Genomic DNA, 1764 nt, shown 5'->3' on the forward strand with positions numbered 1-1764 from the left:
AAAAGAAGTGAGGGAAATTACCGAAGGATCTTAACGTAAAAAGGAGAGGACTTCGTGAAAAAATGGAGATTGGCGCTGTGTCCATCATGCAGAAAGGGACACAGCGCTCGTGGAAAAAGAACGAAGTGTGGATCGGCTATTTGTTTTTGCTTCCCTCTGTATTTCTTTTAATCAGTATGGGTGTTTATCCACTCCTCCGCACTGTCATTCTGAGCCTTTATGATGCGACATTTGCTTCGGAAGGTGCCCAGTTTATCGGGTTTGGGAATTATGCTGCTCTGCTTGAAGATCCATGGTTTTGGATGGCGTTGAAGAACACGTGGGGCTTCACGATCATGACGGTGCTTGCTGAAACAGCTCTCGGACTCGGTGTGGCTTTGTTTCTTAACGTTTCTTTTAAAGGGCGGCGCTGGATGCGGGCAGCAGTACTCATTCCTTGGGCTGTTCCGACGGTTGTGTCGGCACGAATGTGGGAGTGGTTGTTAAATGCGGAATACGGATTAATCAATTATTTGCTCGTTCAAGCCAATATCATTTCTGAAAACTTTAATTGGCTTGGAAACATTGACACGGCGTTATACGCCACGATGGTGGCGGATGTATGGAAAACGACACCATTTATGGCGTTAATTCTTTTGGCAGGCCTTCAAGTGATATCCGATGAGGTCTATGAAGCTGCGGCGATTGACGGTGCGACGAAACTCCAGGCTTTTTTGAAAATCACATTGCCAATGCTTCTACCGACGTTAATCATGGGTGTCCTGCTGCGGTCGCTCGATGCATTTCGTGTGTTTGACCTGATTTATGTCATGACTGGTGGCGGGCCAGCCAATTCGACTGAGGTCTTATCGACTTATGCCTATAAGACAATATTTTCTTCTTCTGAAGTTAGTGAAGGTGCTGCAATTTCAACGACGATGGCATTGTCTGTCTTTGTTTTGGCAATCGTGTTGATCCTTTGTTTGCAACTGGTAAACCGGCGACTGGGAGGTGGAGCTTGATGAAAAGAGTCTTTTTTTGGATCATCGGCAGCTTGATTTTTGTTGGTCATGTTGGCCCGTTTGCCTGGCAGCTCATCACCTCTTTTAAATATGACCGTGATTTAGCTCGCTTGCCACCATTGTTGCCACCAGAAATAACGTTTGTTCATTATGAACGTTTGTTTGCGGGTTCTGACTTTTACTTGTACGTCATCAATAGCTTTATCGTGGCTTTAGGTGTCACTTTAGGCTGTTTAATGATCGGCAGTATGGCTGCCTACTCTTTGGCCCGGTTGCGAATCTGGGGGAGGGGTATGTTTTTAGGTGGTTTTTTAGCGCTGTCTATGTTTCCGCAAATCGCTGTCGTCATGCCTTTATACGATCTCGTGCAGCAGCTCGGCCTTTATAATACACACATTGGCTTAATTGTCACCTATACGTTAATTGGGTTGCCGCTCAGTGTATGGCTCATGTACGGCTTCTTTTTAAAAATACCTAAGCAGCTTGAGGAAGCGGCTTATATGGATGGATGTGGACAAGTAAGGTGCTATTGGAACATTGCGATGCCGCTTGTCACACCAGGCCTCGTCACTGGTGGGCTTCTCGTATTTATATTCGCGTGGAATGAGTTTTTGTTTGCGCTCACTTTTACAAACAGTCCTGATGCGCAAACGATTCCTGTTGGTATCGCGATGATGCCGCAACTCTTTTACATTCCATGGGGGGATATGGCGGCTGCGACGATCCTAGTGACGCTGCCTTTAATCGTCCTTGTACTCATTTT

The 1764-nt window shown here is 46.0% G+C and carries 2 protein-coding genes; both read left to right on the forward strand.

Annotated features, from left to right (window positions below; genetic code table 11):
• Nucleotides 1-86 precede the first annotated feature (86 nt).
• Nucleotides 87-1001: a carbohydrate ABC transporter permease gene (locus G4V62_RS19040; protein WP_165205217.1), complete on the forward strand. Its 915-nt coding sequence runs from the start codon at nt 87-89 to the stop codon at nt 999-1001.
• The coding region (locus G4V62_RS19045; protein WP_165205215.1) for a carbohydrate ABC transporter permease at nt 1001-1764 on the forward strand (764 nt) is incomplete at its 3' end. The genes G4V62_RS19040 and G4V62_RS19045, both read left to right, overlap by 1 nt.

Origin of the sequence: Litoribacterium kuwaitense (genome assembly GCF_011058155.1) — a bacterium.
Lineage (GTDB): Bacteria > Bacillota > Bacilli > Bacillales > DSM-28697 > Litoribacterium > Litoribacterium kuwaitense.